Consider the following 23,334-nt stretch of genomic DNA (forward strand, 5'->3'; position numbering starts at 1 on the left):
GCCTACCCTTCCTATAATGCTGGTCTTCGGGCGGTTAGTTCAGCTGGTTAGAATACTTGGTCGACATCCAAGGGGTCGGGGATTCGAATTCCTCACCGCCCACCAGAACAGTGTAGTAAGATAGCGATCGTAGTTTTACGCCGCGAACGACTGGCAGCAGTTGTGGTTTTAAAAAAAGTTTTTCGGGCGGTTAGTTCAGCTGGTTAGAATACTTGGTCGACATCCAAGGGGTCGGGGATTCGAATTCCTCACCGCCCACCAGAACAGTGTAGTAAGATAGCGATCGTAGTTTTACGCCGCGAACGACTGGCAGCAGTTGTGGTTTTAAAAAAAGTTTTTCGGGCGGTTAGTTCAGCTGGTTAGAATACTTGGTCGACATCCAAGGGGTCGGGGATTCGAATTCCTCACCGCCCACCAGAATATATGTAAGAGCTAGAAAGGCGAATCGGTTATGACACCGCGAACTACTACCAGGATTTGGGAGTGACGCTAGTCGACTGGATTTTCTTTGCTTGCTAAAAGGAGAAAAACGCGGCTAGTCCGCGTTTTTTTTCGTCCGCGTTTTCGTTGCGCATCCCATTCGAATTCCATTTCAATATTTCAGCTGTTTTTACCCGGAGATCAATATGCTTACAGTCCGACTTCCCGATGGTTCCGCGCGTCAGTTCGACGGTCCGGTGACCGTGGCCCAGGTGGCCGCCAATATCGGTACTGGCCTGGCGAAGGCCGCGCTGGCCGGCAAGGTCGACGGCAAGCTGGTCGACACCTCCTTCTTGATTGACAAGGACGCCGACGTGGCCATCGTCACGGACAAGGACGCCGACGCGCTGGAAGTGATTCGCCACTCGACCGCCCACTTGCTGGCCTACGCCGTCAAGGAATTGTTCCCGGACGCGCAAGTGACGATCGGCCCGGTGATTGAAAACGGCTTCTATTACGACTTCGCCTACAAGCGTCCGTTTACGCCGGAAGATCTGGTCGTCATCGAAAAGAAAATGGCCGAGCTGGCCAAGAAAGACGAGCCGGTGGTCCGCACGGTGCTGGGGCGCGACGAGGCCGTGGCCTACTTCAAGGGTATCGGCGAGAACTACAAGGCCGAGATCATCGGCTCGATTCCGGCCGACCAGGAAGTGTCGCTGTACGCCGAAGGCAAGTTCACCGACTTGTGCCGCGGCCCGCACGTGCCGTCGACCGGCAAGCTGAAGGTGTTCAAGCTGATGAAGCTGGCCGGCGCCTACTGGCGCGGCGACTCCAAGAATGAAATGCTGCAGCGCGTGTATGGCACCGCCTGGGTAAAGAAGGAAGACCAGGAACAATACCTGTTCATGCTGGAGGAGGCCGAGAAGCGCGACCACCGCAAGCTGGGCAAGCAACTCGATTTCTTCCACTTCCAGGACGAGGCGCCGGGCCTGGTGTTCTGGCATCCGAAGGGTTGGTCGATCTGGCAGCAGGTCGAGCAATACATGCGCAACATTTACCAGATCAACGGCTACCAGGAAGTGAAGGCGCCGCAGATCCTCGACCGCAGCCTGTGGGAAAAAACCGGCCACTGGGACAATTACCGCGAAAACATGTTCGTCACCGAGTCGGAAAACCGCTCGTACGCGCTGAAGCCGATGAATTGCCCGGGCCATGTACAGATTTTCAACAGCAATATGCGCAGCTACCGCGACCTGCCTTTGCGTTACGGCGAGTTCGGCCAGTGCCACCGCAACGAGCCGTCCGGCGCGCTGCACGGCATCATGCGGGTGCGCGGTTTCACCCAGGACGACGGCCACATCTTCTGTACCGACGAGCAGATCGCCGGCGAGGTCGCGGCCTTCCACCAGCAGGCGATGGAGGTCTACACGGCGTTTGGTTTCCATAACATCGAAGTCAAGCTGGCGCTGCGCCCGGACAGCCGTATCGGCACCGAGGAGAGCTGGGACGCGGCCGAGGAGGCGCTGCGTTCGGCGCTGCGCAGCTGCGGCGTCACCTGGACCGAGTTGCCCGGCGAGGGCGCGTTCTACGGTCCGAAAATCGAATACCATCTGAAGGACAGCCTGGGGCGCGCCTGGCAGGTCGGCACGATGCAGATCGACCCGTCGATGCCGGGCCGCCTGGGCGCCGAATACGTCGCCGTCGACAACACCCGCAAGGTGCCGGTCATGCTGCACCGGGCCATCGTCGGCTCGATGGAACGTTTCATCGGCATTTTGATCGAAAACTACGCCGGCGCCTTGCCGATGTGGCTGGCGCCGGTGCAGGTGGCGGTACTGAACATCTCGGACGCGCAGGCCGAGTATGCGCAGAATTTAGCGACAGAATTGCGCAAAAAGGGCTTCCGCGTGCACGCTGATTTGCGTAACGAGAAGATTACCTATAAAATACGCGAACATTCCGTACAAAAACTGCCTTACATCCTTGTAATCGGCGACAAAGAACGGGATGCCAACACCGTGGCCGTGCGGGCGCGGGGCAATGTCGATCTGGGCGTCATGTCCATCGACGCCCTGGTTGAACGACTCCAACTGGACGTCGCCAACAAAGCCTGACGAGGAGACTCGCAGCACTGCCGTTTTACAAGATTTTTAAAGGAAATTACAATAGCTACTGACAAGTCGCATCGCATCAATGGCGAAATCACTGCCCCTGAAATGCGTTTAAGTGGGGTCGATAACGAGGCACTCGGTATCGTGACTTTGGCCGAAGCCTTCCGCCTGGCGGAAGAGGCAAACGTCGACCTGGTGGAAATTGCGCCTACCGCGCAGCCGCCGGTGTGTCGTTTGATGGACTACGGCAAATTCAAGTATTCGGAGCAGAAGAAGGCTCACGAAGCGAAATTGAAGCAGAAAATCATCCTCGTGAAGGAAGTCAAATTCCGTCCGGGCACCGATGATGGCGACTACAATATCAAGCTGCGTAACCTCATCAAGTTCCTCGATGAAGGCGACAAAACCAAAATCACGCTGCGTTTCCGCGGTCGTGAGATGGCGCACCAGGATATCGGTTTCCGTATGCTCGAGCGTTTGAAGGCCGATCTGGAGCCGTACGGCCAGGTCGAGCAGTTTCCGAAGATGGAAGGGCGCCAGATGATCATGGTCCTTTCGCCGAAGAAAAAGAAATAAACCACTGTAAACCGAGGCGGTCTCGCACCAGCATTGGCGCGGCGCCGGGGTTTCAGGTATCATTTGCCGCGGCCGTCCAGCAATGGGCGGTTGTAGCGAACTGTAGTGGACTCGCATCCGCTGCACGACATGTGAAAGCAGGCATCTAAGCGCGACGTATCGTTGCCACCTGCAATCCTGTCATATATGGAGCTGTCCATAAAAGGACAGATAGCTATGCCTAAGATGAAAACCAAAAGCTCCGCGAAAAAACGTTTTCGCGTGCGTCCGGGTGGAACCGTTAAATGTGGCCATGCGTTCAAACGCCACATCTTGACCAAAAAGACCACCAAAGTAAAACGCCAGTTGCGCGGTATTACCAATGTCGCAGCGGCTGACGTCAAGTCCGTCATGCGCATGATGCCATCAGCTTAATCTCACACTCAATTTAAGGAGTTACTATGCCTAGAGTAAAACGTGGGGTTACAGCTCGTGCCCGTCATAAAAAAATCCTTAACATGGCCAAGGGTTACCGCGGTCGTCGCAGCAAGGTTTACCGTGTTGCCAAGCAAGCAGTCATGCGCGCTGGCCAATACGCTTACCGCGACCGTCGTAACAAGAAGCGCGTTTTCCGCCGCCTGTGGATTGCTCGTATCAACGCCGCTTCCCGTGAGCATGGCGTAACGTACAGCGTCTTCATGAACGGCTTGAAAAAAGCATCTATCGAACTGGACCGTAAAGTCCTGGCCGATATGGCTGTGATGGACAAGCCGGCGTTCGCCGCGATTGTCAATGCAGTCAAAGCAAAAATCGCCGCTGCTTAATCAGCGTCGATGTTGCCAGCGCCACCCCAGGGTGGCGTAAAAAGAGCGGGGCAGGGGTGCATAACCTTATGCCCCGTTTTTGATTGTTGGGCCAGCTATTTGCTCCGGTGCCCAGGAATTGTTTTCCAAGACAGGAAAAGCCGCATGAACCCCCTAGAACAACTCGTCGTCTCGGCCCAGGCTGACTTTATCGCCGCCGCGGACGCTGCCGCACTTGAAAACGCCAAAGCCAAGTACCTTGGCAAGACCGGCCAAATTACCGAATTAATGAAGGGCCTGGGCAAGCTCGACCCGGAAGCGCGCAAAGCGCAGGGCGCGACGATCAACGCCGCCAAGGTGCGGATCGAAGACGCGCTGACGGCCCGGCGCGACGCGCTGGCCGACGCCCAGATGCAGCAACGCCTGAACGGCGAAGCGATCGACGTGTCGCTGCCCGGCCGCGGCCGCGCCATGGGCGGCATCCACCCGGTGATGCGCAGCTGGGAGCGGATCGAGGAAATCTTCCGCTCGATCGGCTTCGACGTCGCCGACGGCCCCGAGATTGAAAACGACTGGACCAATTTCACGGCGCTGAACAGCCCGGAAAACCATCCGGCCCGCTCGATGCAGGACACCTTCTACATCGACGGCCAGGACAGCGAAGGCAAGAACCTGTTGCTGCGCACCCATACCAGCCCGATGCAAGTGCGCTACGCGCGCACGCACACGCCGCCGATCAAGGTGATCGCGCCCGGCCGCACCTACCGCGTCGACAGCGACGCCACCCATTCGCCGATGTTCCACCAGGTCGAAGGCCTGTGGATCGCCGAGGACATCAGCTTCGCCGACCTGAAGGGCGTGTATCTGAACTTCGTCAAGGCCTTCTTCGAGACCGACGACCTGCAGGTGCGTTTCCGCCCGTCTTACTTCCCGTTCACGGAACCGTCGGCCGAGATCGACATCGCCTTCGGCAGCGGTCCCTTGAAGGGCCGCTGGCTGGAAGTGTCGGGCGCCGGCCAGGTGCATCCCAGCGTGGTGAAGAACTTCGGCCTCGATCCCGAGCGCTTCATCGGCTTCGCCTTCGGCTCCGGCATCGAACGCCTGACCATGCTGCGCTACGGCATCAACGACCTGCGCCTGTTCTACGAGGGCGATTTGCGTTTCCTGAAGCAGTTTAATTAAACACCGCTTCACATTCTGTGCGTTCGAGCGCCTCGCTGCGCGCTCGCGCTTTGACTATTCTTTGCGGCTGAAGGCTTGATTATGCAATTTTCCGAAAACTGGCTCCGTACCATGGTCGATCCGAAGATGACTTCGGATGAACTGGCCCATTTGCTGACCATGTCCGGTCTCGAAGTCGAGGCCGTCGAGGCGGTCGCGCCGCCGTTCTCCAACGTCGTCGTCGGCCTGGTGCGCGAGATGAACAAGCATCCGAACGCGGACCGTCTGAACGTCTGCCAAGTCGACGTCGGCACCGGCACCTTGCTCAACATCGTCTGCGGCGCGCCCAACGTGCGCCCGGGCCTGAAGGTGGTGTGCGCGATGGCCGGCGCGATCCTGCCGCCGGGCGCCGACGGCAAGCCGTTTGAAATCAAGGTCGGCGAGCTGCGCGGCGTCGAGTCGCAGGGCATGTTGTGCTCGGCGCGCGAACTCAAGCTGTCGGAAGAAAACGCCGGTCTGATGGAACTGCCCGACGACGCCCCGGTCGGCCAGAACTTCCGCGACTACTACGCCCTGAACGACCTGAAATTCACCATCAAGCTGACGCCGAACAAGGCCGACTGCCTGTCGGTGCTGGGCGTGGCGCGCGAAGTGTCGGCGCTGACCGGCACCCCGCTGCACCAGCCGCAATACCGCGGCGTCGCCGTCAACAGCGCCGAAGTGCTGCCGGTGACGGTCAGCGCGCCGGACCTGTGCGGCCGCTTCTCCGGCCGCGTCATCCGCAACCTCAACGCCAAGGCCGCCACCCCGGACTGGATCAAGCAGCGCCTCGAGCGCAGCGGCCAGCGCCCGGTCTCGGCCCTGGTCGACATTTCCAACTATGTGATGCTGGAGCTGGGCCGTCCCAGCCACGTGTTCGACCTGGCGAAAATCCACGGCGGCTTGAACGTGCGCTGGGGCAAGCCGGGCGAATCGTTGAAGCTGTTGAACGGCAACACCGTCGCCATCGACGAGTGGATCGGCGTCATTTCGGACGAGCGCGACATCGAATCGCTGGCCGGCATCATGGGCGGCGACGCCACCGCCGTTTCCGACGACACCGACAGCATCTACCTGGAAGCGGCGTTCTGGTGGCCCAACGCCATCCAGGGCCGGGCGCGCCGCTTCAACTTTTCGACCGACGCGGCGCACCGCTTCGAGCGCGGCGTCGACTTCGCCACCACGGTCGAGCACATCGAGCGCATCACCTCGCTGATCGTCGAAATCTGCGGCACCCAGCACACCCAGGTCGGCCCGGTCGACGACCACGTCGTCAACCTGCCGCGGCGCGCGCCGGTGGCGCTGCGCACCGCGCGCGCCCAGAAGGTCATCGGCGTACCCTTGAGCGACGCCGTGATCGCCGACATCTTCACCCGCCTGGCGCTGCCGTTCACGCTGGCCGAGGGCGTGTTCCACGTGACGGCGCCGTCCTACCGTTTCGACATCGAGATCGAGGAAGACTTGATCGAGGAAGTGGCGCGCGTGTACGGCTTCGAGAACATACCGGCGCTGCCGCCGGTGGCCGCCAACAAGATGCAGATCGCGCCGGAAAACAGCCGCTCGCTGTTCGCCGTGCGCCACCAGCTGGCCGACCTGGGTTTCCAGGAAGTGGTCAACATGAGCTTTGTCGACGCCGCCTGGGAGCGCGATTTCTCCAACAACAGCGCGCCGATCAAGCTGCAAAACCCGATCGCCAGCCAGATGAGCGTGATGCGCTCCTCGCTGATCGGCAGCCTGGTCGCCAACGTGCGTTACAACCTGAACCGCAAGCTCGGGCGCGTGCGCGTGTTCGAGGTCGGCGCCGTCTTCCAGCGCAACGCGGCGGTCGCCGACGGCGCGCTCAGCGTGGCCGGCTACGAGCAGCCGAAACGGGTGGCGGCGATGGCCTACGGCCCGGTGGCCGACGAGCAGTGGGGCCAGGCCGCCCGCGGCGTCGACTTCTTCGACGTCAAGTCCGACCTGGAAGCGCTGTTCGCGCCGCAGGCCTTGCGCTTCGTCAAGGCCGAACACCCGGCGCTGCACCCGGGCCGTTCGGCCAACATTGAAATCGACGGCAAGCTGGTCGGCTTCATCGGCGAATTGCACCCGCGCTGGATGCAAAAATATGACCTGCCGCAAGCTCCGGTGCTGTTCGAGGTCGATGCAGTTGCGTTGCAGCAATGTTCCGTGCCAAAATACGCGGAGATTTCCAAGTTCCCGGGCGCCAGCCGCGACCTGGCGCTGGTGGTCAAGCAGGACGTGCCGGCGCAGGATTTGCTCGACGCTTTTGGCGCGGAAATTGCCGTCAACGCGCCGGCGAAGATTGTGCAAGCCATTGTTTTATTTGATGAATATCGTGGCAAGGGGCTGGAGTCGGACGAAAAAAGCCTTGCTTTCCGCTTTAGCTTGCAAGATACTCAAAACACCTTGCAAGACGATGTCGTCGACGCCGTCATGACGGCGTTGACGGCGGCGGCGGTGCAACAGCACAACGCGAAATTGCGTTCGTAATCATCAGCGGGAGCCGGCCAGCGCCGGCGCCGTACGCATATAGAAGGCAGGGCTGGAAAATTAATAACAACGACGTTGATTCCGCCGTACTCCAATCCGCATTGGCTGCCGATTTGCACCGGGCAATGCTGGTGGCGAAGGTGCGCCAGGAAGCGGAAAAAGATTTACCGACCTTGACCAAGGCCGAACTGGCCGAACTGTTGTTCGAGCAGGTCGGCTTGAACAAGCGCGAAGCGAAGGACATGGTCGAAACCTTTTTCGACGAAATCCGCAACGCGCTGGAACGCGGCGAGGCCGTCAAGCTGTCCGGCTTCGGCAACTTCCAGTTGCGCGACAAGCCGCAGCGACCGGGCCGCAACCCGAAAACCGGCGAGGAAATTCCAATCACGGCGCGCCGTGTGGTGACTTTCCACGCCAGCCAGAAGTTGAAGGGCATGGTCGAAGAAACCAATCCGCTGGCGCGCGCCGCCTGAGTGAGCCTTGATGAACGAGCGCATCAGTAAATCCGAGCTTATCGTGTTGCCGCCGATCCCGGCGAAGCGCTATTTCACGATAGGCGAAGTGAGTGAACTGTGTGGCGTCAAACCCCACGTGCTGCGCTACTGGGAGCAGGAATTCACCCAGTTGAAGCCGGTCAAGCGGCGCGGCAACCGGCGTTACTACCAGCACCACGAAGTACTGTTGATACGGCGCATACGCGAATTGCTGTATGAGCAGGGTTTTACCATCAGCGGCGCGCGCAACAAGCTTGACACCCGCATGCTCGACGGCGCCGAAGCGCACGGCCACGGGGCCGTCGCCGCCGTCGCCGCGGTGCAGCGGCAACAGCTCGACCGCAATATGATACGCAGTGAGCTAATTGAAATTCTCAACTTGCTAAAGTGAGATCCGCTCCCATATATGGAGAGGCGCTACCCCGCCTCTTTTTTTTGTCGGGGCGGCGCGCGCCACCGGGCGAACCGCGATTGCCGCGACAAACATAAGGTTATAATGCCAATATTGTATTTTTTAACAAACAATGCCTACGCTGAGCCGGGACGGCGTTCAAGGACCGGTCTTTTTTCCCATGCCAGGAAAATTTAAGGGGAAACAATGATACGCGTTGCCATTTGTGATGACCACCAAATAGTAAGAGCAGGATTCAAACAGATTTTTTCGTCCTCGGACGATTTTAGCGTGGTGGCGGAAGCCGGTACGGGACGCGAGGCCCTCGATATCGCCCGCCGCGAGATTTGCGACGTGTTACTGCTGGACATAGCCATGCCGGACCAAAGCGGCATCGACACGCTGCGTACGATCCGCCAGGGCCAGCCCGACTTGCCCGTGCTGATCCTCAGCGGCTATCCGGCGCAGCAGTACGCGCTGAACCTGTTCAAAATGGGCGCCAACGGCTATCTGAACAAGGAATGCGAGGCCGACGAGCTGATGACGGCGGTGCGCACGGTGCACCAGGGCCGGCGCTATGTCAGTTCGACCGTGGGCGAGTTGCTGGCGCAGTCCTTCGACCGCGACCCGAACACGGCGCTGCACACCGAACTGTCGGACCGCGAATTCCAGGTTTTCCTGCGCCTGGCGCGCGGCGCGACCGTGTCCGATATCGGCGTGGCGCTGTCGCTGAGCATTAAGACCGTCAGTACCTACCGCACCCGCATTATGGAAAAGATGGGCTTGCAGTCGAACAGCGACCTGACTTACTATGCAATGAAGAACAACCTGCTCGACTGATGCGGCGCGCCGGCGCCGGGCGGCTTTTCGGCGCGGGGGGTGTGCCAGGCGACGCCGGGCGCGGCGTTGGCGCCCGCGCACGCTTGAATCCTTGCAATGCAGCAATTTAATTCGCGGTCTATAATTGGCGGGCCCGGCGCTGCCGACGCTGAACTTTGCTAAGGATGCCCATCAGGATGTATTTCACTGTCGATCAGGCGCCGCACCATCGCCTGCCTCTCTATAAGACTGTGCTGTGCGTGACCTGCGCGCTGCTGTTGATCGTTAACGGCTTTAGTCTCTACCATAATTTACAGGCCCTCAAGGGTTCCAACTTCCTGCTCAGCCGCAGCGCCCGCGTTGCCGACCGCTTGCAATACCTGAACGTGCTGGTGTTGGATGCGGAAAGTAGTTTGCGCGGTTATTTCATTTCCGAATCCGAAACTTTCCTGGGACCGTCCAAGACCGCCGCCGCCGAGGTCGAGAGCGAATTCGCCGAACTCGAAACGCTGCTCGCCGACAGTCCCTCGCAATTGAAGAACCTGGCCCAGTTGCGCTCGCTTGTAAGACGCAAACTGTCGATCCTGAACGAGTCGGTCGGCGTCTACAAACAGGGCGGGTTGGAGGATATCGTCAAGATCGCCAAGGTCAGCGACGGCCGCGCCGCGATGGACGAAATCCGTTTGCTGGTGGTGATCATGGTGCAAGAGCAAAACGAGATCCTGGCCGCGCGCAGCGCCAGCTTTTACCAGGATTACCAGAAGGCTGTGATGCTGGGGATCGGCATCAATGTGCTGGCCATCCTGGTGCTGGTGATGTTCTACCAACTGGTGCGGCGCAGTTTCAAGACCCGCGCCGCGGTCGAGTTCGCGCTGAAGAACGCCAACGACACGTTGGAGTCGACCGTGGTCAAGCGTACCGAGCAGTTGTCGGTGTTGTCGCGTCACTTGATTAGCGTCAGCGAGGAGGAAAAAGCCCGGCTGGCGCGCGAGTTGCATGACGAGTTGGGCGCCAACTTGACGGCGATCAGCATGGATTTGGGCGCGGTGACGCAGCAATTGCTCAAGACCGAGCCGGAACTGGCCGCGCAATTGCGCCGCGCCAAGGCAACCTTGCTGGAGACGGTGGAGCTGAAGCGGCGCATCGTCGAGGACTTGCGCCCGAGCTTGCTGGATAACCTGGGCCTGTGCGCGGCGATTGAAAGCTATTGCGAAGAGTTTACGCGCATGAGCAAGGTCAAGTGCGATACCGAGATCGAGGTTGACATCGACCAGAGCGAAGCGACCCTGCGCATCGCCTTGTTCCGCATCGTGCAAGAGTCGCTCACCAATATCACCAAGTACGCCAAGGCGGGCAATGTCAGCGTGACGCTGAAACGGGTCGAGCAGGGTTTGACGCTGCGCATTATCGACGACGGCATCGGCATCGCCGACGAGGCGTTGGTGAAGCCGATGTCGCATGGTTTGCTGGGCATGCGCGAGCGCGCATTGTTGCTGGGCGGGACCTTGACGATACGCCGCGGCCGCGGCGAGCGCGGCACCTGCATCGAGGCGGCGATTCCGCTGCCGGTGGCGGGCGCCGCCGCGCAGGGCGGGCCGCTCGGCCATGTCGAACTCACGGAAATTGCCGAAGAATCCAGCCGGCTGGCGTAAGCGCGGGTTTCTCGTCTGCTGGCGTCGGTGGTAAAACTAACTGGCGTCGGCGGCGGCGCGGCGTCGGATTACGCTCTGCTGCTCCGACCTTCCGAACCTTCATACCATCAGCAGCGCGTGACGTCGACCAGCAGGCGGTCGTATTCGGTCTTGGCGACCTTGTAGCATTCGCCCGCGTAGCGTTCCAGGCCGTGGCGGTCGAGCACGGTAATGTTGCCGCGGCGGTAGTGGATCAAGCCTTCGTCCTGCAGCTTACCGGCGGCGGCGGTGATGCTTTCGCGGCGCACGCCCAGCATGATTGAAATCAATTCCTGCGTCACTTTCAATTCGTTCGACGGCGAGCGGTCCAGGCGGTCCAGCAGCCAGCGGCACAGCTTTTGCTCGATCGAGCTGTGGCGCCCGCCCACTGCGTTCTGCGCCATCTGGGCGAACAGCGCGTTGGTATAGCGCATCAGCAACTGGGGCAGCGCGCCGCCCTGGTTGAAGGCGTCGCGCAGGTAGCGCGTCTTCAGACGGTAGCCGTAACCGGCGCTTTGCACCACGGCGCCGCACATGGCACGCTCGCCCGGCAGCAGCGACGCGCCGGCGACGCCTTCATGGCCAACCACGGCGATTTCCGTGGTGGCGCCGTCTTCCATGACGTACAGCAGCGAGACGATGGCGGTGGTGGGGAAATAGGCGTAGTCGAGCGTGCTGCCGTAGTCGAACAGTTCTTTGCCGAATGGCATCTCGACCAGTTCCAAGTGTTCGAACAGCGATTCCAGCGCGTCGCGCGGCAAGGCGGCCAGCAATTCATTTTGCTGGGTGCCGCTGTAACTGACGACCGGACGGGAAGCAACTTTGAAAGCGCGTGAGCCGGTTGGAATCGCGTGGTTCAGCGAACGGGCCTTGGGAGCGGAAGCGCTAAGTTGAGTGTCGTTCATTGGTATGTCCTCACAGGCTTAATTCGATACATCAGAATGCGATCCGCCCACATGGCCGCTGGGCCGGGCGCGGGCGGCCTGCCGGCCGACCCTGCGCAGAGTGCAGATCTCGATGTAACTACTGTAAAGCCTTATGTAGGCCGCGAACATAAGATTAGCAGTCGCTTCCGTGTAGGCTCATAGCATAAATTTTTGTCAGCCTAGTCCTACTTCCAATACCACGGCTACGCTTTTCTTGGCCACACCGCTGGATTCTTGTCGTGCGCGGACAACACGCGCGGCTGGTTCGCGCTCCATAATCCGGCCGGCCGCACGGGCGCGGGCGCGGCTTTGGCGGCGCCGGCGCCCGCGTCGGGTCCGGTGCGCGACGGCGTCGCCGCGCACTCCAGCTTGAAACGGCTGACCGCGTTCGACAAGGTGGCGGTCTCGTCGCGTAGTCGGCCTGATCCTACACTGGCTTGCCCGACCAGCGCGGCGTTCTGCCGCGTCATGTCGTCGATCCGCGCCATGGCGCGGGCGATCTGGCCGATCTGCGCGCTCTGCCCGGCGCCGCCGGCGCTGATCTCGCCGATCACCTCGGCCACCTGGCGCACCGCCAGCACCACTTGCTCGATGGTCGCGCCGGCCGTTTGCACCAGTTCGCTGCCGGCGTCGACCTGGCCCACCGAGGTGCCGATCAGCGCCTTGATTTCCAGCGCCGCCGCCGCCGAGCGTTGCGCCAGGTTGCGCACCTCGCCGGCGACCACCGCGAAGCCGCGGCCCTGGGCGCCGGCGCGGGCCGCCTCGACGGCCGCGTTCAGCGCCAGGATGTTGGTCTGGAAGGCGATGCCGTCGATGACGCCGATGATTTCGGCGATTTTGCGCGAGCCGGCCTTGATCGCGGCCATGGTCTCGACCACCGCGACGACGCTGTGGCCGCCGCGCTGGGCCACCGCGCAGGCCGAGGCCACCAGTTGCCGGCCGCTGTCGACGTGGGCCTCGTTGCGTCGCACCGTCGCGCTCAGTTCGCGCATCGAGCCGACCGTCGCGCCCAGCGCCTCGGACTGGCTGGCGGTGTGGCCGGACAGCGCGGCGTTGCCCGCCGCCATGTCGTCGGTGGCGGCGGCGATGACGGCGGCGCCGCCGCGGATGTCGGCCACCAGCGAGGCCAGCGCGCGCGTCATGGCGCCGAAGTCGTCGACCAGCGCGCCGATTTCATCGCGCGCGCCGGCCTCCACGCGCACCGCCAGGTTGCCGGCGGCGGCTTCGCGCACGGCTTCGCGCAGGCGCCCGATGTCGCGTGAAAACGAGGCGTAGAAGCCGGCGAACAGGTAGGCCGCCGCCAGCACCGCCAGCAGCACGGCGGCCAGCATCAGGTCGCGCCGGCCGGTGTCGCGCTCGATGCGCGCGGCCAGCAACCGGTCCAGCGTGCTAGCGGCGGCGCCGGACAGCGCGTAGAGGGCGTCGACGCTGGCGGCGCCGGCGGCGTAAAATTGCCGGCCCGAGGTTTGCAGGTAGGAGTTGCCGACCTCGTTCTTGCTGCGTTCGAGGAAGGCTTGCGCGGCCGGCAGCGCCGCCAGGTGCGGCTGCAGCGCGGCGCGGATGGCCGGGCGGCCGGCGAACAGCGCCTCGAACTGCGCCGGCGCGCGGTCGAGGTCGTGGCGGGCGATCAGCGTGGTGGCGTTCACCAACTGGTCTTCATTGGCTTCGAACAGGCCGGTGTCGATGAAGGCGGCGCCGCGGCCGGCGATTTCCGACAGGTTTTCGGCCAGCTGGGGCAGGGTGGAGAGCAGGGTGGCGCCGAGGTGGTTGGCGGCGACGTCCGGGTCCAGACTCAGGTTCGAGCGGTCCGCCACCAGCACTGCCAGCTTGCCGAGCTGCGCGATCAGCGCGCTGTGCAGGGCGAAGCTTTCCCTGGCGCCCAGTGTGGCGCCGCGCGCGCCCAGCGCCTGCCAGCGCGCGCCGACCTCGGCCCATTGCGGCAGCGCCGCCAGGTTGCCGGCGCCGCGCTGGACCAGCTCGATGCGGGCGACGCCGGCGTCGATCTGTCTGGCCAGCGCGGCGCCGCCGGGTTGCGCCTGGCCGTTCAGTCGCAGGTGCTCGAGGCCGCGGCGCTGCTGGGCCAGGCGGCTCAGCTCGTGCAATTGCCCGAGGTAGGCCAGGCCGCGCCGCTCGGCCTGCGCGAAGGCGATCGATTTGTCCAGTTCCGCCATCAGTAGCGCTGTCACCAGCAGCAGCGGCAGCAGGAACGCCAGGCAGACCAGGATGAATTTCGGCAGCAGGCGCAGGCGCTGCATCAGGGCGATTGCCGGCTTGAGGAGGATGTGCATGCGGTGTCCAATGTGGTTTGCTTGTTGTGGGGGTATTCAATATTTCTTTTACGCAATAATGCGCGGGAATTGTGACGGCTTGATGAACCGGCTGCGGCGCGGCGTGTCCGGGCGGCGCGAAATGCCGCATAATGGCGCCACCCCCCCCCTTGAAGAAATGGTTCGCGCATGCACGTACTATTGGTGGAAGACGACGCGGTGCTGGCCGACGGTTTGGCGCGGGTGCTGAGCGCGCACGGCATGGCGGTCGACGTTGTCAACAACGGCAGCCAGGCCGACGCGATGCTGCAGCGCGTCGAAGTGGCGGTGCTGGTGCTCGACATCGGCTTGCCAGGCATCGACGGCTTCGAAGTGGTGCGGCGCCTGCGCGCGCGCGGCAGTAGCGTGCCGGTGCTGTTGCTGACGGCGCGCGACGCCATCGAGGACCGCGTCCGCGGCCTCGAACTGGGCGCCGACGACTACCTGGTCAAACCCTTCGCCACCGCGGAACTGGTGGCGCGCCTGAAGGCGCTGGCGCGGCGCACCGCGCCGCAGCCGGCGGTGCTGGCGTTGGGCCGGCTCACGCTCGACAGCAACAGCAAGCGCGCCCGCGTCGGCGAGCGCGTCGTCGACCTGTCGGTGCGCGAATGGGCGGTGCTGGAATACCTGCTGCAACACGGCACCCGGGTGGTGTCGAAGCAGCAGATCATCGACGCCATCCTGCCCTGGGGCGAGGACGTGACGCTGAACGCGGTCGAGGTCTACGTCTCGCGCCTGCGCCTGAAGCTGGGCGACGCCGGCGTCAACATCCGCACCATCCGCGGCTTTGGCTACATGCTGGAAACGGCGCCCGCCTGATGGCACGCCCGAGCAAGCCGCCGCGCCCTCCCCGCTGATGGCAACGACCAGCATCCGCATGCGTCTGCTGAAGTGGTTGATCGGCCCGATCCTGCTGCTCAACCTGGCCGGCGGCGCGCTGATCTACGCGCTGGCCTGGATGCCGGCCCAGAGCGCCTTCGACCAGGGCTTGCAGGACGCCGCCGGCGCCCTCGGCGCGCGCCTGGGCGCGGACGCGGCCGGCGTGCGCATCGACCTGCCGCGCCAGGCCGAGCAGGTGCTGCGCGGCGACGCCGTCGACGCCGTGTATTTCGTCGTGCGCGGCGGCGACGGGCGCGCCATCGCCGGCGACGCCGACTTTCCGCCGCTGCGCCGCGGCGGCGCGGCCGGCGCCGCCGCGCCGGTCTACGACGGCGCGGTGCGCGGCGAGCCGGTGCGCATCGTCGCCGCGCTCGCCCGCGTCGGCGGCCACGAGGTCGGCATCGGCGTCGCCAAGACCTTGCGCAAGCGCCTGCAAGCGCGCGCCGCCACCGTGCGCGCGCTGGTGCTGCTGGAGGCGCTGTTCACGCTGGCCTCGGTCGGCCTGATCTGGTTTTCGGTGACCAACGGCCTGCGGCCGCTGAACCGCATGCGCGCCGACTTGAACGGCCGCGGCGGCGACGACCTGGCACCGCTCGAGGCCGGGCAGTTGCCGGGCGAGCTGGCGCCGGTGCTGCGCGCCTTCAACGGCCTGCTCGAACGGATGCGCGACGGCGCCAGGGCCCAGCACGATTTCCTGGCCAACGTGGCGCACCAGTTGCGCACCCCGCTGGCCGGCCTGCGCAGCCAGCTTGAATGGCTGGAAAAGCGCCCCGGCGCCGAGCCGGACACGGCCAACTCGATCCGCCTGATGCTGCTGTCGACCGAGCGCATGATCCGCCAGACCAACCAGTTGCTGGCGCTGGCGCGGGCCGAGCCGAGCCATTTTGAAAAGACCCGCCTGGAGCCGCTCGCGCTGGAGCGCCTGGTGGAGGAGTCGATCCAGTATTTCGTCGAGGAGGCGGCCAAGAAGGCCATCGACCTCGGCTTCGACCTGCGCGCCACCACGGTGCGCGGCGACCGCTTCCTGCTGCGCGACCTGATCGACAACCTGGTCGACAACGCCATCCGCTACACGCCGGCGGGCGGCGTCGTCACCGTCGGCTGCCGCCCGGACGGCGCCGGCGGCCTGTTGACGGTCGAGGACTCCGGCCCCGGCATCGCGCCCGACAAGCGCGAACTGGTGTTCAGCCGCTTCGTCCGGCTCGACGACAAGAGCACCGGCAGCGGCCTGGGCCTGGCGATCGTGCGCGACATCGCGCTGGCCCACGGCGCCGCCATCGCCATCGACGCCGCGCCCGGCGCCGGCGGCATGCTGTTGTCGGTGCGCTTCCCGGCCTGAGTCTGGCGCCGTAGGTCGGCCGAGCCCGTCAGGGCGCCAGCCGACCGGCGTAGTCAGTGGCCCGGCGTCGGGATTGCGCCGCGCTCAGCGGGCTCGGATACGCGGACGCCGGTGCAGACGCCGTCCTTGAAGTGCATTTCGGCGACCAGGCCGCAGCCGCGCCACTGGGCGATGTCGTTGCCGTGGTCCATTGCGCCGTAGAAGGTCCAGTTGCCCGCCCGGGCGATGGCGAAGCGCGGGTCTTTGCCGACGAAGGCGCTGGCCGGCTCGAAGCGGGCGCGGAAGCGCAGGCGTTGCAGCCGGCGCTTGCGGCGCAGCAGCACGAGCAGCGTCGGCGCGGTAAGGGCGAGGGCCAGCAAGGCAAGCAGGGCGGCGAGGGTGGTGGTGGGCATCGCCGCAGTATACCCGACCGCCCGCGCGCGCCGCGGCCGGCGCCGGCGGCATATCAGTTCACACGAAACAGGCAAGTGTCTGTAAAATTGAGGGTTTTGCGCAAGGGCCATAATATGGCCACGACTATGGCCAACGATACCGTTTTGAACACCCCCGACAATTCCGACTCCGCCGCCCCGGCGCCGACGTCGAAGGCGCCCGCCGCGATCGCCCGCGAGGTGCAGCGGCGCCGCACCTTCGGCATCATTTCCCATCCCGACGCCGGCAAGACCACGCTGACCGAGAAACTGCTGCTGTTCTCGGGCGCGATCCAGCTGGCCGGCACCGTCAAGGCGCGCAAAAGCGGCCGCCACGCCACCTCCGACTGGATGGAGATCGAGAAGCAGCGCGGCATTTCGGTGGCCAGCTCGGTGATGCAGTTCGAGCACCGCGGCCACGTCATCAACCTGCTCGACACCCCCGGCCACCAGGACTTCTCGGAAGACACCTACCGCGTGCTGACGGCGGTCGACTCGGCCCTGATGGTGATCGACGCGGCCAAGGGCGTCGAGGCGCAGACCATCAAGCTGCTGGCGGTGTGCCGCATGCGCAATACGCCGATCGTCACGTTCATGAACAAGATGGACCGCGAAACGCGCGATCCGCTCGACCTGCTCGACGAACTCGAGTCGGTGCTGAAAATCCAGTGCGCCCCCGTTACCTGGCCCATCGGCATGGGCAAGAACTTCCGCGGCGTGTACCACCTGCTGCGCGACGAGATCATGCTGTTCAAGGCCGGCGACGAGAAGGCCGACCAGACTTTCGAGGTCATCAAGGGTATCGACAATCCGCGCCTGTCGGAGATGTTCCCGCTGGAGATCGAGCAGCTGAAGATGGAGGTCGAGCTGGTCCACGGCGCCTCGCATCCGTTCGACCTCGAGCAGTTCCTCGCCGGCGTGCAGACGCCGGTGTTCTTCGGATCGGCCATCAACAACTTCGGCGTGCGCGAGATCCTATCGGCGCTGGTCGACTGGGCCCCGGCGCCGCGCCAGCGCGACGCCACCGTGCGCGTGGTGGCGCCGGCCGAGGTGCCGTTCTCCGGCTTCGTCTTCAAGATCCAGGCGAATATGGACCCGGCCCACCGCGACCGCATCGCCTTCCTGCGCGTGTGCTCGGGTCGCTTCGAACGCGGCATGAAGGTCAAGCATCTACGCCTGGGCCGCGAGATCAAGGTGTCCAACGTCGTCACCTTCATGGCTTCGTCGCGCGAGCAGGTCGAGGAGGCCTACGCCGGCGATATCATCGGCCTGCCGAACCATGGCAACATGCAGATCGGCGACAGCTTCTCCGAGGGCGAGATGCTGCAGTTCACCGGCATCCCCTACTTCGCGCCGGATTTCTTCCGCTCGGTGCGCATCCGCAACCCCTTGAAGATCAAGCAGTTGCACAAGGGTTTGCAGCAGCTCGGCGAGGAGGGCGCGGTGCAGGTCTTCAAGCCGGTCCAGGGCGGCGAGCTGGTGCTGGGCGCGGTCGGCGTGTTGCAGTTCGAAGTGGTCGCCAGCCGCCTGCTCAACGAGTACGGCGTCGACGCCGTGTTCGAGGGCACCAGCATCAGCAGCGCGCGTTGGGTCAGCTGCGACGACAAGCGCGTGCTGCAGGACTTCGAGGCGGCGCTGGGCCACAACGTCGCCTACGACGCGGCCGGCAACATGGCCTACCTGGCCACCTCGGGCGTGAATTTGCGCCTGACCGAGGAGCGCTGGCCGAAGCTGACCTTCCACGCCACCCGCGAGCACGCGGTCAAGCTGGCCTAGGCCGGCGTTCGCGGCGCTGAAAAGCCGTCCGGCCCGTGGTGGGGCGGACGGCTTTTTTGCGTTTTGGATGGCCTCGGCGGCCGGCTTGTAAACCGCGGGCGCGATCCCGGCTTGTTGCCTGTGCTTGGAACGGGCCCGGCGCGCCGCGCTACAGCGCCAGCGACTGCGCCGGGCGCCAGTCCTGGCGCTCGCGCAGCAGCGCCGTCAACTGCTCGGCCGCCATCGGCCGGGCGTAGTAGTAGCCCTGCACGATGTCGCAGCCGGCGCGGCGCAGGAAGGCCGCCTGCTGCGCCGTCTCGACGCCCTCGGCCACCACCGTCAGGTTCAGGCTGTGCGCCATGGCGATGATGGCGGTGGCGATCGGCTCGCCGTCGCCGGGCAGGTCGTGCACGAAGCTGCGGTCGATCTTCAACTGGTCGATGGGGAAGCGCTTCAAATAGGACATCGACGAGTAGCCGGTGCCGAAGTCGTCGATCGACAGGTGGATGCCGGCGTCTTGGAAACGCTGCATCAGCTCGACGTTGGCGTGCACGTTCTCCATCAGCACGCCCTCGGTGATTTCCAGCTCCAGCAGGCCGGCCGGCAGCGCCGTTTCGGCCAGGATCGCCAGGATGTCGTCCATCAGGGCGCCGTCGCGGGTTTGGCAGGACGACAGGTTCACCGCCACGTGCTCGATCGTTTCAAGCAGGCCGGCGGCGCGCCACGCCGCCGCCTGGCGGCAGGCCGTCTGCAGCACCCAGCGCCCGAGTCCGACGATGATGCCGCTTTCCTCGGCCACCGGGATGAACTCGGCCGGGCTGACCTGGCCCAGTTCCTGGCAGGTCCAGCGCGTCAGCGCCTCGACGCCGATGATGCGGCCGCTGCGCAGGTCGATCTGCGGCTGGTAGTGCAGGTACAGCTCGCCGTTGTCGAGCGCCTTGCGCAGGTTCGCCTCCATCGCCAGGCGCTTTTGCGCGCGCAGCTCCATCTCCGCCTGGAACACGGCGTAGCAGTTCTTGCCCTGGTTCTTGGCGTGGTACATCGCCGTGTCGGCGCTGCGCGTGAGCGTTTGGGCGTCGCGCGCGTCGACCGGGTACAGGCTCATGCCGATGCTGGCGCTGACGTACAGCTCGTGGCTGTCGAGCGCGAACGGCGCCGCCAGCGCCGCCAGGATCTTGCGCGCGACGCTTTCCAGCTCCGTGACGGCGTCCGCCGGCTCGACCAGCACGACGAATTCGTCGCCGCCGATGCGGCAGATGATGTCGCCGCCGCGCAGGATGGCGATCAGGCGCTGCGCCACCATCTTCAGCAGGACGTCGCCGCAGTTGTGGCCGAGCGTGTCGTTGACCACCTTGAAATTGTCCAGGTCCAGCAGCAGCAGGCCGACGCTGGTGTCCTGGCGGTCGGCGCGGGTCAGCGCGAACGCCAGGCGTTCGTTGAACTCGTGCCGGTTCGGCAGCTCCGTGACCGGGTCGACGTGGGCCAGGTAGTGCAGGTGGGCCTCGGCGTCGCGCGTCGCCTGGCGCGTGCGCGCGACCATCAGGTAGGCCAGCACGAACGAGCACAGCGCGACGGCCAGCGTGAAGCCGGCGTAGGCCAGCAGGCGCTGGTACAACTGCGCCATGCTGGCGCGTATCATCACCGAGCCGATCGCCCCGCCGTTGGCCTCGATCGGTTCGAGCACCTCGACGAAGCTGGCGCGGTAGCGGAAGCGGGCGCCCAGCAACTGCGCCGACGGCGGCCCCAGCGCGTCGGCGTCGGCGCGCCGGTAGTGCGCGAACAGCAGGCCGTCGGCGCCGAAGATGCCGGCGTTGCGCACGCTCGGCGAGGCCGCCAGGCCGGCCAGCAGCTCCTCGCCGGCGCGCTGGTCGGCGAACAGCAGGGCGGCGCCGCTGTTGTTGCCGACCATGCGCGCCTGGATCCGCAAGTCCTCCACCATGGCGCTGCGCAGCGCGGCGAACTGGAACAGGACCAGCACCACGCTGGCCAGCAGCATGATGGCGCCCGAGATGATCAGGTTCAGGCGCGCCATTTTGCTGCCGAGCAGACGCGCCGGGCGGGCCAGCTTGGGTGGCTCGATCATTGCACGCTCCTGGCCAGGCGCAGCAGCTTTGAACTCAGCGTCAGGCGCGCCAGGCGCAGCGCCGTCAGGTCGACGTCGAAGCCGATGCGCCGGTTCTCGACGCTGAGCGCGATCGCCACGCCGTCGTCGCCGGCGCCGCGCTCGTCGGCGACGGTCAGCACGCTGGCGCCGGCCAGGTCCTTGCGCAACTGGGTCCAGCGCTCGCGGTCCTGGCCGTCGAGTATCAGGATCTGGCAGCCGCGCGCGCCGTCGCGCCCGCCCAGCGTGCGCACGCTGACCTGGTGGCCCTTGACCAGCTTGTCGTTCAGCGCCCCCAGCGCCGGCAGCAGCTTGTTGCCGGCGTAGGCGCAGATGGTCATCGCGGCACCGCCGGGCAGGGCTTCGCCGGGCCAGTCGGTAAACACGGCGAAGTTGAACACGAAGGCCGCCTTCAAGTCGTATTCCGGCACCGCCTGGGCGCGCGCCGGCGCCTGCCATTGCAGGCACAGCGCGCCCAGCAGCGCGCAGGCGGCGCGCCCCGGGGCGCCCTTAAAACGCATACCTGACCGTCACGCGCGCGCTGCGCCCGTCCTGGGCGATGCTGTCCTGCCGGTGCGCGCCCGGGGCCGGGTCGGCATAGCGGCGGTTGAACAGGTTGTAGACGCCGACGGCGACGTCGGCGTGGCGCGTCAGGCCGCTCGAGAGCAGGTTCAGGTTGGCCAGCCAGTAGCCGCCGGTGCGCGCCAGCAGGGTGTCGCGCGGGCCGACGTAGTGGGCTTCGGCGCCGGCGCGCCAGGGCGAGCGCCCCAGCGGCGCGGCCAGGTTGAATTTGGCCAGGTGGGCCGGCGCGTTGACGTTGCCGGCGCCGGCGCCGTCCTGGCGCAGCCGCTGCCAGCTGTAGCTGCTGCGCAGGGTGGCCGCGGCCCACTGGCGCTGGTACTCGACTTCGACGCCGCGCGCCTTGGCGCCGGGACCGTTGTCGTACGACGTCAGCGCGCTGGCCGCGTCGGTGCTTTGCGAAATCAGGCCGCTGACCTTGTTTTCGAAGACGCTGACGGTGACGCGCTCGTTCGGCCGCAGTTGCCGCTCCAGCGCCAGTTCGGCGCTGCGGATGCGTTCGCGCTGCTGCAGCGTGTTGGCGGTCTGGCCGCCGGGTCCGGGATAGGCGTAGTACAGCTCGAAGTTGTTCGGCTCGCGATACGCGGTGCCGTACAGCGCCTTCAGCGTGGTGCCGGGGCCGGCTTGCCAGATCAGCGCCAGGCGCGGGCTGAACGCGGCGCCGCTGCGCGAATGGCGGTCGTAGCGCAGGCCGGCGTTCAGCAGCAGCGTCTGGCCCAGGGCCAGCTCGTCCTGCAGGTACAGGCCGAGGCGCTGGTTGTCGCGCCGGTCGTTCAGATAGTCGCGGCGCGGCGCGACGTCGTAACTGTACTGCGCCAGCCGGTAGTTGCGCTGATATTCGGCGCCGGCCACCAGCTTGTGGCCGGCCAGCGGCGCGCTGACCGATTTCAGGTCGACGCCCCACCAGCGGCTGGCGCTGCCGTCGTGGTTGACGCTGTCCGCCGACGCGTTGTAGACATAGTCGCCGGCGGAGTCGAAGCGGCCGAAGAACAGCCGGGCGCTCAGTTCGGCGTCGGCGCCCAGCGCGCGCCGGTAGCCCAGGTCCAGGTAGGACTGGGCGTCGACGGTGCGCGAGCGCGGGTCGCCGAAGGCTTGCTCGAACGACGCGGTGGGCACGCCCTTGCGGCGCTCGGCGTGCTGCATGGACAGGCTGAACGGGCCGGCGGCGCCCTTGGCGAAGAAGCGCTGGCCGCTTTCGTAGTCGAGTCCGCGGGCCACGCCGTGGCGGTGTTGCGGCTGGTCGAACTCGGCGAAGTACAGGTCGCGCCCGTCGCTCTTGTAGCTGCTGGCCGCCAGCAGCAGTTCGCCGCCGGGCTGGTCGCTCCAGCCGTAGCTGGCGGCGCCCTTGCGCGCGCCGAATTGCCCTGCCTCGACGCTGGCGCGGGCGCCGCCCAGCTCGCGCGGGCGTTTGGTGATGACGTTGATCACGCCGAAAAAGGCGTTGGCGCCGTAGATCGACGAGCCCGGGCCGGGCGCGTACTCGATGCGCTCGATCAAGTCCAGCTCGAGCGGGAACTCGCCGCCCACCGGAGCCTGGTCGTAGACCGCGTCGTTGATGCGGTTGCCGTCGATTTGTAGCAGGAAGCGCGAATTGTAGTCGCCCGGGCGCAAAAAGCCGCGCGCGCCGAGGTAGCTATAGTTGCGGTCGTAGCTGAGGTACAGGCCGCGCACGCTGCGCAGCACGTCGGCCAGCGTGCGCCAGCCGAAGTCGCGGATCTCGGCCGCGCTGATCACCGAGACGCTCGACGGCGCCTCGCTGGCCGGCTGCAGGAATTTGGAGGCGCTGTATACTTCCAGCGACAGCAGTTGTTCGAAGGGCAGGGCGGTCAGGTCCAGCGGGCCGGCCGGCGCCTGCGCCAGCGCGGCGCGCGGCAATTGCAGCAGCAACAGCATGGCGGCGCAGCCCCAACGCGGCGCGCCGCCTGGCGGCCTTGCGCGCCGGTTTCCGGCGCCATTTTTTGAACCACCCTGCGCAGCCATGCCATTCGTTCCAGTCTGGGAAATCCGATGTGAGCCGGAACTCGCAACGTAATAGTTAGTCACGGCAACATCTTGTCATTACAGAGCGGGAAAGTACAGGGTTTGT

The 23,334-nt window shown here is 65.0% G+C and carries 19 protein-coding genes and 3 tRNA genes; 16 read left to right on the plus strand and 6 right to left on the minus strand.

The window, feature by feature from the left end; all coding sequences use genetic code 11:
• The first annotated feature begins 28 nt into the window (after positions 1-28).
• The 13 genes from JANGC3_RS0103430 to JANGC3_RS0103485 all read left to right on the plus strand — a co-directional run bounded on the left by JANGC3_RS0103430 (position 29) and on the right by JANGC3_RS0103485 (position 10,935).
• Positions 29-105: transfer RNA gene (locus JANGC3_RS0103430), tRNA-Val, on the plus strand.
• A gap of 79 nt (positions 106-184) precedes the next feature.
• Positions 185-261: transfer RNA gene (locus JANGC3_RS0103435), tRNA-Val, on the plus strand.
• Positions 262-340: 79 nt separating this feature from the next.
• Positions 341-417 (plus strand) — tRNA-Val (locus JANGC3_RS0103440).
• A 209-nt stretch (positions 418-626) separates the two neighbouring features.
• Positions 627-2,534: a threonine--tRNA ligase gene (thrS, locus tag JANGC3_RS0103445; protein WP_026132483.1), complete on the plus strand. Its 1,908-nt coding sequence runs from the start codon at positions 627-629 to the stop codon at positions 2,532-2,534.
• Positions 2,535-2,579: 45 nt separating this feature from the next.
• A complete protein-coding gene (gene infC, locus JANGC3_RS0103450; RefSeq protein ID WP_409031070.1) occupies positions 2,580-3,107 on the plus strand; it encodes a translation initiation factor IF-3 in 528 nt (175 codons plus the stop codon).
• A 216-nt stretch (positions 3,108-3,323) separates the two neighbouring features.
• Entirely contained in the window at positions 3,324-3,521 is a 198-nt protein-coding gene (gene rpmI, locus JANGC3_RS31150; protein WP_081611980.1) for a 50S ribosomal protein L35, read from the plus strand.
• 26 nt (positions 3,522-3,547) lie between these two features.
• Positions 3,548-3,910, plus strand: coding sequence for a 50S ribosomal protein L20 (gene rplT, locus JANGC3_RS0103455; RefSeq protein WP_026132485.1), 363 nt, complete (start codon positions 3,548-3,550; stop codon positions 3,908-3,910).
• Positions 3,911-4,054: 144 nt separating this feature from the next.
• The gene (gene pheS, locus JANGC3_RS0103460; protein WP_017875096.1) at positions 4,055-5,071 is read left to right on the plus strand and encodes a phenylalanine--tRNA ligase subunit alpha; all 1,017 of its coding nucleotides are present in this window, start codon (positions 4,055-4,057) and stop codon (positions 5,069-5,071) included.
• A gap of 81 nt (positions 5,072-5,152) precedes the next feature.
• Entirely contained in the window at positions 5,153-7,579 is a 2,427-nt protein-coding gene (gene pheT, locus JANGC3_RS0103465; protein ID WP_026132486.1) for a phenylalanine--tRNA ligase subunit beta, read from the plus strand.
• Between the two features lie 125 nt (positions 7,580-7,704).
• On the plus strand, positions 7,705-8,052 hold the full coding sequence (locus tag JANGC3_RS0103470) for an integration host factor subunit alpha (RefSeq protein ID WP_017875098.1): 348 nt from the start codon (positions 7,705-7,707) through the stop codon (positions 8,050-8,052).
• 10 nt (positions 8,053-8,062) lie between these two features.
• Positions 8,063-8,464 (plus strand): MerR family transcriptional regulator, encoded by a 402-nt coding sequence (locus JANGC3_RS0103475; protein WP_017875099.1) that lies wholly within the window; start codon positions 8,063-8,065, stop codon positions 8,462-8,464.
• Between the two features lie 207 nt (positions 8,465-8,671).
• Positions 8,672-9,304: a response regulator gene (locus tag JANGC3_RS0103480; RefSeq protein ID WP_026132487.1), complete on the plus strand. Its 633-nt coding sequence runs from the start codon at positions 8,672-8,674 to the stop codon at positions 9,302-9,304.
• A gap of 176 nt (positions 9,305-9,480) precedes the next feature.
• Positions 9,481-10,935 carry a sensor histidine kinase gene (locus tag JANGC3_RS0103485; protein ID WP_017875101.1) on the plus strand — a complete coding sequence of 485 codons (1,455 nt, stop codon included), beginning with the start codon at positions 9,481-9,483 and terminating at the stop codon, positions 10,933-10,935.
• Positions 10,936-11,042: 107 nt separating this feature from the next.
• On the opposite strand, the gene JANGC3_RS0103490 is transcribed toward JANGC3_RS0103485, so the two are convergent.
• Both JANGC3_RS0103490 and JANGC3_RS0103495 read right to left on the minus strand, forming a co-directional pair.
• Positions 11,043-11,858: a Crp/Fnr family transcriptional regulator gene (locus tag JANGC3_RS0103490; protein WP_026132488.1), complete on the minus strand. Its 816-nt coding sequence runs from the start codon at positions 11,856-11,858 to the stop codon at positions 11,043-11,045.
• A 224-nt stretch (positions 11,859-12,082) separates the two neighbouring features.
• Positions 12,083-14,167, minus strand: a complete 2,085-nt coding sequence (locus tag JANGC3_RS0103495) for a methyl-accepting chemotaxis protein (protein WP_017875103.1) — start codon at positions 14,165-14,167, stop codon at positions 12,083-12,085.
• A 168-nt stretch (positions 14,168-14,335) separates the two neighbouring features.
• On the opposite strand from JANGC3_RS0103495, the gene JANGC3_RS0103500 reads away from it, so the two are divergent.
• Positions 14,336-15,004, plus strand: a complete 669-nt coding sequence (locus JANGC3_RS0103500; protein ID WP_026132489.1) for a response regulator transcription factor — start codon at positions 14,336-14,338, stop codon at positions 15,002-15,004.
• A 37-nt stretch (positions 15,005-15,041) separates the two neighbouring features.
• The gene (locus JANGC3_RS0103505) at positions 15,042-16,403 is read left to right on the plus strand and encodes a sensor histidine kinase (protein WP_017875105.1); all 1,362 of its coding nucleotides are present in this window, start codon (positions 15,042-15,044) and stop codon (positions 16,401-16,403) included.
• 53 nt (positions 16,404-16,456) lie between these two features.
• Here JANGC3_RS0103505 and JANGC3_RS0103510 read toward each other — a convergent pair whose 3' ends face one another.
• Entirely contained in the window at positions 16,457-16,795 is a 339-nt protein-coding gene (locus JANGC3_RS0103510; protein WP_017875106.1) for a hypothetical protein, read from the minus strand.
• Between the two features lie 126 nt (positions 16,796-16,921).
• On the opposite strand from JANGC3_RS0103510, the gene JANGC3_RS0103515 reads away from it, so the two are divergent.
• On the plus strand, positions 16,922-18,589 hold the full coding sequence (locus JANGC3_RS0103515) for a peptide chain release factor 3 (RefSeq protein ID WP_017875107.1): 1,668 nt from the start codon (positions 16,922-16,924) through the stop codon (positions 18,587-18,589).
• 148 nt (positions 18,590-18,737) lie between these two features.
• On the opposite strand, the gene JANGC3_RS0103520 is transcribed toward JANGC3_RS0103515, so the two are convergent.
• Genes JANGC3_RS0103520 through JANGC3_RS0103530 form a run of 3 tightly spaced genes read right to left on the minus strand, consistent with a single transcriptional unit; the run spans position 18,738 to position 23,141 of the window.
• Positions 18,738-20,651, minus strand: coding sequence for a putative bifunctional diguanylate cyclase/phosphodiesterase (locus tag JANGC3_RS0103520; RefSeq protein WP_017875108.1), 1,914 nt, complete (start codon positions 20,649-20,651; stop codon positions 18,738-18,740).
• Positions 20,648-21,190, minus strand: coding sequence for a YfiR family protein (locus JANGC3_RS0103525; RefSeq protein ID WP_017875109.1), 543 nt, complete (start codon positions 21,188-21,190; stop codon positions 20,648-20,650). Before JANGC3_RS0103525 ends, JANGC3_RS0103520 begins: the two co-directional genes overlap by 4 nt.
• Positions 21,180-23,141 (minus strand): TonB-dependent receptor plug domain-containing protein, encoded by a 1,962-nt coding sequence (locus JANGC3_RS0103530; RefSeq protein WP_017875110.1) that lies wholly within the window; start codon positions 23,139-23,141, stop codon positions 21,180-21,182. Before JANGC3_RS0103530 ends, JANGC3_RS0103525 begins: the two co-directional genes overlap by 11 nt.
• Between the last annotated feature and the right edge of the window lie 193 nt (positions 23,142-23,334).

Source organism: Janthinobacterium sp. CG3, assembly GCF_000344615.1.
GTDB lineage: Bacteria > Pseudomonadota > Gammaproteobacteria > Burkholderiales > Burkholderiaceae_D > Janthinobacterium.

Excerpts from the sequence above, each read along its gene's own strand:
- thrS (WP_026132483.1), top strand. The coding sequence starts at position 627 with ATGCTTACAGTCCGACTTCCCGATGGTTCCGCGCGTCAGTTCGACGGT.
- rpmI (WP_081611980.1), top strand. The coding sequence starts at position 3,324 with ATGCCTAAGATGAAAACCAAAAGCTCCGCGAAAAAACGTTTTCGCGTG.
- rplT (WP_026132485.1), top strand. The coding sequence starts at position 3,548 with ATGCCTAGAGTAAAACGTGGGGTTACAGCTCGTGCCCGTCATAAAAAA.
- pheS (WP_017875096.1), top strand. The coding sequence starts at position 4,055 with ATGAACCCCCTAGAACAACTCGTCGTCTCGGCCCAGGCTGACTTTATC.
- pheT (WP_026132486.1), top strand. The coding sequence starts at position 5,153 with ATGCAATTTTCCGAAAACTGGCTCCGTACCATGGTCGATCCGAAGATG.
- JANGC3_RS0103470 (WP_017875098.1), top strand. The coding sequence starts at position 7,705 with ATGCTGGTGGCGAAGGTGCGCCAGGAAGCGGAAAAAGATTTACCGACC.
- JANGC3_RS0103475 (WP_017875099.1), top strand. The coding sequence starts at position 8,063 with ATGAACGAGCGCATCAGTAAATCCGAGCTTATCGTGTTGCCGCCGATC.
- JANGC3_RS0103480 (WP_026132487.1), top strand. The coding sequence starts at position 8,672 with ATGATACGCGTTGCCATTTGTGATGACCACCAAATAGTAAGAGCAGGA.
- JANGC3_RS0103485 (WP_017875101.1), top strand. The coding sequence starts at position 9,481 with ATGTATTTCACTGTCGATCAGGCGCCGCACCATCGCCTGCCTCTCTAT.
- JANGC3_RS0103490 (WP_026132488.1), bottom strand. The coding sequence starts at position 11,858 with ATGAACGACACTCAACTTAGCGCTTCCGCTCCCAAGGCCCGTTCGCTG.
- JANGC3_RS0103495 (WP_017875103.1), bottom strand. The coding sequence starts at position 14,167 with ATGCACATCCTCCTCAAGCCGGCAATCGCCCTGATGCAGCGCCTGCGC.
- JANGC3_RS0103500 (WP_026132489.1), top strand. The coding sequence starts at position 14,336 with ATGCACGTACTATTGGTGGAAGACGACGCGGTGCTGGCCGACGGTTTG.
- JANGC3_RS0103505 (WP_017875105.1), top strand. The coding sequence starts at position 15,042 with ATGGCAACGACCAGCATCCGCATGCGTCTGCTGAAGTGGTTGATCGGC.
- JANGC3_RS0103510 (WP_017875106.1), bottom strand. The coding sequence starts at position 16,795 with ATGCCCACCACCACCCTCGCCGCCCTGCTTGCCTTGCTGGCCCTCGCC.
- JANGC3_RS0103515 (WP_017875107.1), top strand. The coding sequence starts at position 16,922 with ATGGCCAACGATACCGTTTTGAACACCCCCGACAATTCCGACTCCGCC.
- JANGC3_RS0103520 (WP_017875108.1), bottom strand. The coding sequence starts at position 20,651 with ATGATCGAGCCACCCAAGCTGGCCCGCCCGGCGCGTCTGCTCGGCAGC.
- JANGC3_RS0103525 (WP_017875109.1), bottom strand. The coding sequence starts at position 21,190 with ATGCGTTTTAAGGGCGCCCCGGGGCGCGCCGCCTGCGCGCTGCTGGGC.
- JANGC3_RS0103530 (WP_017875110.1), bottom strand. The coding sequence starts at position 23,141 with ATGCTGTTGCTGCTGCAATTGCCGCGCGCCGCGCTGGCGCAGGCGCCG.